The sequence below is a fragment of the Candidatus Pelagibacter sp. genome (genome assembly GCF_052049775.1).
GTDB lineage: Bacteria > Pseudomonadota > Alphaproteobacteria > Pelagibacterales > Pelagibacteraceae > Pelagibacter.
Genome location: NZ_JBNGZH010000041.1, coordinates 1 through 7,294, shown reverse-complemented (window position 1 = coordinate 7,294; position 7,294 = coordinate 1). Strand labels below are relative to the sequence as shown.

Below are 7,294 nucleotides of genomic sequence, written 5' to 3'. Positions count from 1 at the left end.
TTAGTAAAATTAGAATAAAAGTTTTTTTTTATAAAATCTTCATATCTATTTGAAGAAGAGTTTTCTTTTCCAATTAGTTTTTTCATCCAAGAATGAATATAGTTTTCATCCTTAATTCTGGGGTTTTTATAGTCAGTGTTGTCTACAATTAAATCATAATTACATCCAAATAATGAAAGGTGATTAATAAACGAGGGAACATCAATTAAATTAAAATATTGTTTTGTATCCTCATTATTTCTATAGTGTTTTACTCTATTAATTTTTCTTTTTAAAAGTTCTTTTTTTTCTGCTAACAAAAGAATATTATAATCAATTACACCATCTAATTCTGTTATTGAGGTATAATGACCCTCTACAATTATAAGACTTTCTTTACTAATTTTTGTAGAAATAGATAAATTATTTGTTGCTGTGTCTCTATTATATAAACCTTTGAGACTAATATTAATTGATTGATTTTTTTTATAATTAAATTCATTTATTCTTTTTAAAGTTTTTTTAATTTGTGCAAGATCCATATGATCTTGTGACTCATAATAAAAATTTGTATTTTCATTCTTAAATAGCTTTAGAGAATTTGTTCTATAAGCTCTACTTTTTAAAGTCCAATCAAGCTGACAGATCCAGATAGTTTTAAAATCTTTTTTTAATAGTAATTTTAATTCCTTAGAAAGAAAAGTTTTTCCTGCTGCAGTGGGTCCATCGATACCTATAATTTTTGGTTTATCAGTTTTCTTGATATTTTTTATTTTATCTATTATGAAATTTTTTATATTCATTTTATGTATTTTCTATGATCTATATACAATTGATGAACACTTTGCAAAATAACTAAAACTTGGAATAATATCTAAATGAAATACTGGTTAATCAAATCTGAACCAGATGTTTGGTCGATTGACCAACAAAAAAAAGCTGGAATTAAAGGTGCACCTTGGGATGGTGTCAGAAATTATCAAGCTGCAAAAAATTTAAAAAGTATGAGGAAAGGAGATCTATGTTTTTTTTATCATTCAAATATAGGAAAGGAAATTGTTGGCATTGTTGAAGTTATCAAAGAAGCATATTTAGACAAGACAGATAAATCTGGTCGATTTGTTGCTGTAACAGTAAGGTTTCTAAAAAAATTAAATAAGTCAGTAAGTCTTGAGGATATTAAGAAAAACAAGCAATTAAGCCATTTATCACTGATTAAACAAAGTAGACTATCTGTAATGCCAATAGACTCTAAAAGCTGGAAAATTTTAAATAACATGGGTAAGATTTAGAAATAATATTTATGCCTAAAAAAAAGAAAAAATCTAAATCAAGAAAAAAAACCTCAAAAAGAAAGAGGGTTAAAAAAAGAAAAAAAATTTTTAAAAGAAAAAAAAAGATTAGAAGTAAGAATAAAAAGGTTAAAATTAATAATGAGGGCTCAACACAAGAACTAATTTTTAAAACAAAACCAGAGTGGGTCAAAAATGGTTTAATTAATAAATCTCAGTATCAGAATAAATATACCGACTCTATCAAAAATAATAATGCTTTTTGGAAAAAAGAAGGAAAAAGAATTACATGGATAAAACCATATAAAAAAATTAAAGATGTCAAGTATAGTAAAGATGAAGTTAAAATAAAATGGTTTGAAGACGGAACTCTAAATGCATCTGCTAATTGTATTGATCGACATTTAAAAGATAAAAAAGATAAAACAGCTATTATTTGGGTAGGCGACGATCCAAAGGATACTCAGAAAATTTCTTATAAACAACTTCATCAAAAAGTCTCAAAAGCAGCTAATGGTCTTAAAAAATTAGGGATTCAAAAAGGAGACAGAGTAACAATATACTTAACGATGATACCCGAACTGGCTGTTTTAATGTTAGCTTGCGCAAGAATAGGTGCCATACATTCCATAATATTTGGTGGATTTTCAGCAGAGTCTATTTCTGGAAGAGTAAATGATTGTAAATCGGAATATATTATAACAGCTGATGAAGGTGTTAGAGGTGGAAAAACAATTCCATTAAAAGCAACAACAGATGAGGCTCTAAGTAATTGTCCCGATGTTAAAAAATGTATTGTTGTCAAAAGAACAGGAAACTATGTATATTGGGATGATGCCAGAGATGTTTGGTATCATGATCTAATTAAAGATGTCCCAAATCATTGTGAACCTGAGGAAATGAGTGCGGAAGATCCTTTATTTATTCTTTATACATCTGGATCTACAGGTAAACCGAAAGGTGTACTACATACAACGGGCGGATACATGGTTTATGCATCCATGACACACCAATACATATTTAACTACAAGCCTAAAGATATTTATTGGTGTACTGCAGATATAGGTTGGGTAACAGGTCATAGTTATATAATTTATGGACCTTTGTCTAACGGAGCTACCACAATAATGTTTGAGGGAGTACCAAACTATCCAGACAGCTCAAGATGGTGGCAGATTGTTGATAAATATAAGGTAAATACTTTTTATACTGCTCCAACAGCTATCAGAGCCCTTATGAGAGAAGGTGATGATCCAGTAAATAAAACATCTCGAAAATCTTTAAAATTATTAGGTACAGTAGGAGAGCCTATAAATCCAGAAGCTTGGATGTGGTATTACAAAACAGTTGGAAACTCAAAGTGTCCAATAGTTGATACTTGGTGGCAAACTGAAACAGGTGGAATTTTAATTGCGCCTCAAACAGGGGCTATACCTTTAAAACCTGGATCAGCAACAAAACCTTTTTATGGAATTAAACCTGTTCTTGTCGATAAAGATGGAAAAGAAATTAAAGGTGCTGGAGAAGGAAAACTTTGTATAGCTCAGTCTTGGCCAGGCCAAATGCGAACTGTTTATGGTGATCATCAAAGATTTATCGATACTTACTTTTCTCAATTTGATGGAAAATATTTTACTGGGGATGGATGCAGACGAGACAAAGATGGGTATTACTGGATCACTGGACGAGTAGATGATGTAATTATTGTATCAGGACACAACTTGGGTACTGCTGAAATTGAAAGTGCTTTTGTTGCTCATCCTAAAGTTGCTGAGGCTGCTGTAGTTGGTTATCCACATGACATTAAAGGAAATGGATTATATTGTTACGTAACTCTTAATGCAGGTGAGACTGAAACAGGAGATCTTGAAAGAGAACTAAAATTATGGGTTAGAAAACAAATAGGTCCATTAGCAACTCCTGACTTGATTCACTTTACTCCAGGGCTTCCAAAAACAAGATCTGGAAAAATAATGAGAAGAATTCTTAGAAAGATTGCAGCAAATGAACATGGTCAATTAGGTGATACTACTACTTTAGCTGATCCAAGTGTTGTTGATAGTTTAGTTGACAATAGAAAAAATACTTAGAAACCTAATCTTTCTTGAAATTCTTTCTTAACGACATCCCATTTGAGAATGACTGAATTCAAAACTATTTTACGATCTAAAGTTTTTAGCTCCTCAGCAATTGGAGCCCACTTATATAAAGATAAAGCACTAGGATTAAAAGGGAGATCACTATGATAAGTATCCCAATTCATTTTCTCAAATCTTTCATCAAAATTTTTTTTGGTGTTTTCGATAATATCTAAAGGCATTTTGTTTGAAATTTCATCGTCTAGAATTTTAAAAAAAATTTCTTTAGCCCTATTGGTATCTTCATAGTTTGTAGTTGCTTTTAAATAAGAGAAAGTAAAAAACGTAAGATCTTGCAAAGCCACAGCATAGATATTCCACTTAGCTAAATTAACTGACTTCATAAATTCATCATTTTCGAAATGAAGAACATACCTAGTGCCCATTCTGGTCTTTAAATAACCATACAAAGTAACTTGTGAAACCCAAGCTGATTTTGTTTGAATAAAATCCTCTAATTCATCTAATGACTTTATTTTTTTTTTAGGGATAAATGCTTTAAAAAGGGCAAATAGATAGATCTTGAAGTCCCTCAAGGTAAGATCTTTCCAGGTAAGTTTATATTTTCCCATAAAATAAGCTATTTTTGATAGTTATAACCCATAAATCGGACTAATTTGAGCAATTTTAACACTTTAAATCTCCTCGATAATGGTTATGGTTTTTGCCAGTTATAACTAAAAAGAGAGAGGTATAAATGTCAAAACAAGAACAACACTGGGAAAAATCCAGAGGTTTGCTATTCATGACACTAGCAATCTGGTTTGTATTCTCAATTGGCATCTTCTTATTCGGGGCTGAAATGAATGAAGTTACGGGACCATTTGGTTATCCGTTAACTTATTGGTTCACTTGTCAAGGTTCTCTTGGTGCTTTCGTAATCTTAATTTTCTGGTTTGCGAACAGACAGGAGAAAATTGATGAAGAGTTCGGCTTCTCAGAAAGAGGGGATGACTAAATGATTAAAGGTAATTTTATAGACAATTTACCTAAGGTTTATGGAATCTATACAGGTGGTTTTTTAGCTTTCATAATCATTATGTCAATTGCCGAGCAGATGGGTATGACTGCGAAAACAATCGGAATTTGTTTCGTTGCTTTCACAGTAGCCATCTATGCTATAATTGGTTATCTATCACGTACAGCTCAAGCTGATGCTTATTACGTAGCTGGAAGACAAGTGCCGACTGTATTCAACGGAATGGCAACTGCAGCAGACTGGATGTCTGGTGCATCATTCGTTGCAATGGCAGGAGGTATTTACTTCAAAGGTTACGGATATATGGCACTACTTGTAGGTTGGACTGGTGGATATGTATTAGTTGCATCTTTATTAGCACCTTACTTAAGAAAATTTGGTTGTTACACAGTTCCAGATTTTATTGGTACAAGATATGGTGGTAATTTAAGTAGATTCATGGCGGTAGTAGTTTTAACTGTCGCATCATTTACTTATGTGACTGCACAAATTAACGCTACAGGTACTATTGCATCTGTTGCACTTGATATCCCATTCCAATACGCAGTTTATGTTGGATTAGTAAGTATCTTACTATGTTCAATGTTAGGTGGTATGAGAGGAGTAACTTGGACACAGGTTGCGCAATATATTGTACTAATCATAGCTTACTTATTACCAGTATTCTGGATCAGTAACAAAATGGGTGCGGGTTTCTTCCCACACTTTATGTTAGCTGATGAAGTATCAAGAATTGCTGAATTAGAAGCTCAGTTTGGTTTTGTGAAAAACTCTGCTGAAAATCTAAAAGAGGTGCCAAAAGGTTTGGCTGGTATAACTAAAGCTCACTCAGCGGTGAATGCAACGCCTTGGGCGTTTATTTCATTAGCACTAGCGATGATGATGGGAACAGCTTCATTGCCTCACGTGATGATGAGATATTTCACTACTCCAAGTGTAAAAGCAGCTAGAAAATCAGTAGGTTGGTCTTTATTCTTTATCTTCCTACTTTATTCTTCTGCTCCAATGTTAGCGACACTATCTAAGTTGTCATTGATTGATCCAACATTACCAACAGGTATTATTGGTAAATCAATTACAGAAGTCCAAGCGATAGATTGGTATCAAAACTGGAACCAAGCAAACTTAATGTTTGTAAGCGACTTTAACGGTAATGGAACTCTTGAATTAAATGAGTTTTTCATGGGTGGTAAAGCCGTTGTGTTAGCAACTCCAGAAATAGCCGGATTACCATACGTAATCTCAGGTCTAGTTGCTGCTGGAGGTATGGCAGCTGCCATGTCAACAGCTGATGGTTTGATTCTAGCAATTGCAAACGCAATCTCACACGATGTTTATTATAAAATCATCGATCCAAAAGCTGAGACTGCTAAGAGACTGGTTGTTGCAAGGGTACTACTTGTAGTAATTGGTTTTGCTGGAGCAACTATTGCGGCTCTTGAGATTCAAGGTATCTTAGGTTCAGTCATCTGGGCTTTTGACTTTGCGATGTCAGGATTATTCTTCCCACTTGTACTCGGTGTATGGTGGAAGAGAGCTAACAAAGAAGGTGCTATAGCTGGTATGTTCTTAGGATTAGTTTCTGGTGCTGCTTACCTAGTTTGGGTAAGAACAGGTGGAAGTGGATTCCTAGGTATTACACAGTTAACATTTGGTATCTTTGGTTCAGCTGTCAGCTTAGTAGCTATGGTTGTTGTAAGTCTAATGACTTCAGCACCAAATGCTGCAACGCAGAAAATGGTTGATGAGGTTCGAATACCATCAGGTAAATCGATCCTTGGCAAACAACACTAAATAATTATTTTAAGGGGCGATTAATTTCGCCCCTTTTAATTCAAGTCTTTTTCCAATATAAATTCTTAAATGTCGGCTAATTTTCACCCAATGGTGTACATCATTGATTACATACTTGGGGTAATCATGTGGACATTAATTGGTAGAGTTGCAATGAATATTTTCCAAAAAGAAGACTCTCAATTTTTTTTTATGAAAGTATTCGTAAAATTTACCAATCCATTACTACGTATTTTTAAGCCGATTACACCCGAATTTATTATTCAACCGATAGTTCCACTGTATGTTGCTTGGTTTTTCTTTATGATAAGATTTTATTTAATGCCATGGATTTTGGGATATTCTGTCATGGGAATGTTATCTTTTCCTTTGGAAAGTGAAATTTCTAGACAAATTTATCAATTTTTTAATTCAATTAAATTTTAAAAATTGGTACTAGTAATTTAGTTATCAATGAAAAAAATACAAATATCACCGTCAATCTTATCTGCTGATTTTAGTCAATTAGGAAACGAAATAAAACGTTTGGAAGATGCTGGGGCCGATATGATTCATGTAGATGTGATGGATGGGCATTTTGTTCCAAATTTAACCATCGGACCTCCAGTTATAAAAGCATTAAAAAAACAATCATCAATGATATTTGATGTCCATTTGATGATTTCTCCAGTACACAAATATATCGATGCATATTCTGATGCAGGTGCAGATATTATTACTATTCATCCAGAAGCTACAGACGATCTAAGTTCATCTATTTCAAAGATAAAACAATTAAATAAAAAGGTCGGAGTATCTTTAAATCCTGAAACTAAAGTTGATGTAATTAGAGAACACTTGAACGAAATTGACTTAGTTTTAATAATGAGTGTTAACCCCGGTTTTGGTGGTCAAAAATTTATGCCAGAAGTTTTAGTAAAAATTAAAGAACTTAAAGAAATACAGAAAACTAAAAATCTCAATTTTGATATTGAAATTGATGGGGGTATCAATTTTGATAATTCAAAAGAGGCAATAGAGGCAGGAGCAAATATACTCGTTTCTGGAACAACAATTTTTAAAAGTAATAATGGAGATATAAAAAAGAATATTGAATTATTAAAATCAAAATA

The 7,294-nt window shown here is 32.7% G+C and carries 8 protein-coding genes; 6 read left to right on the top strand and 2 right to left on the bottom strand.

The window, feature by feature from the left end; genetic code table 11:
- On the bottom strand, positions 1 to 782 hold a 782-nt coding region (locus ACTT83_RS05530), incomplete at its 3' end, for a hypothetical protein (RefSeq protein ID WP_440919105.1).
- A 75-nt stretch (positions 783 to 857) separates the two neighbouring features.
- On the opposite strand from ACTT83_RS05530, the gene ACTT83_RS05525 reads away from it, so the two are divergent.
- Positions 858 to 1,271: an EVE domain-containing protein gene (locus ACTT83_RS05525; RefSeq protein WP_440919104.1), complete on the top strand. Its 414-nt coding sequence runs from the start codon at positions 858 to 860 to the stop codon at positions 1,269 to 1,271.
- 11 nt (positions 1,272 to 1,282) lie between these two features.
- Positions 1,283 to 3,361 carry an acetate--CoA ligase gene (acs, locus tag ACTT83_RS05520; RefSeq protein WP_440919103.1) on the top strand — a complete coding sequence of 693 codons (2,079 nt, stop codon included), beginning with the start codon at positions 1,283 to 1,285 and terminating at the stop codon, positions 3,359 to 3,361.
- On the opposite strand, the gene ACTT83_RS05515 is transcribed toward acs, so the two are convergent.
- A complete protein-coding gene (locus tag ACTT83_RS05515) occupies positions 3,358 to 3,981 on the bottom strand; it encodes an esterase (protein WP_440919102.1) in 624 nt (207 codons plus the stop codon). The two genes, acs and ACTT83_RS05515, sit on opposite strands and share 4 nt — an antisense overlap.
- A gap of 125 nt (positions 3,982 to 4,106) precedes the next feature.
- Here ACTT83_RS05515 and ACTT83_RS05510 point away from each other — a divergent pair, with 125 nt between their 5' ends.
- The 4 genes from ACTT83_RS05510 to rpe all read left to right on the top strand — a co-directional run.
- On the top strand, positions 4,107 to 4,367 hold the full coding sequence (locus tag ACTT83_RS05510) for a DUF4212 domain-containing protein (protein ID WP_440916642.1): 261 nt from the start codon (positions 4,107 to 4,109) through the stop codon (positions 4,365 to 4,367).
- Positions 4,368 to 6,182 carry a sodium:solute symporter family protein gene (locus ACTT83_RS05505; RefSeq protein WP_440919101.1) on the top strand — a complete coding sequence of 605 codons (1,815 nt, stop codon included), beginning with the start codon at positions 4,368 to 4,370 and terminating at the stop codon, positions 6,180 to 6,182.
- 69 nt (positions 6,183 to 6,251) lie between these two features.
- Positions 6,252 to 6,608 carry a hypothetical protein gene (locus ACTT83_RS05500; protein ID WP_440916640.1) on the top strand — a complete coding sequence of 119 codons (357 nt, stop codon included), beginning with the start codon at positions 6,252 to 6,254 and terminating at the stop codon, positions 6,606 to 6,608.
- A 27-nt stretch (positions 6,609 to 6,635) separates the two neighbouring features.
- Positions 6,636 to 7,294: ribulose-phosphate 3-epimerase (gene rpe, locus ACTT83_RS05495; protein WP_440919100.1), on the top strand; the 659-nt coding region annotated here is incomplete at its 3' end.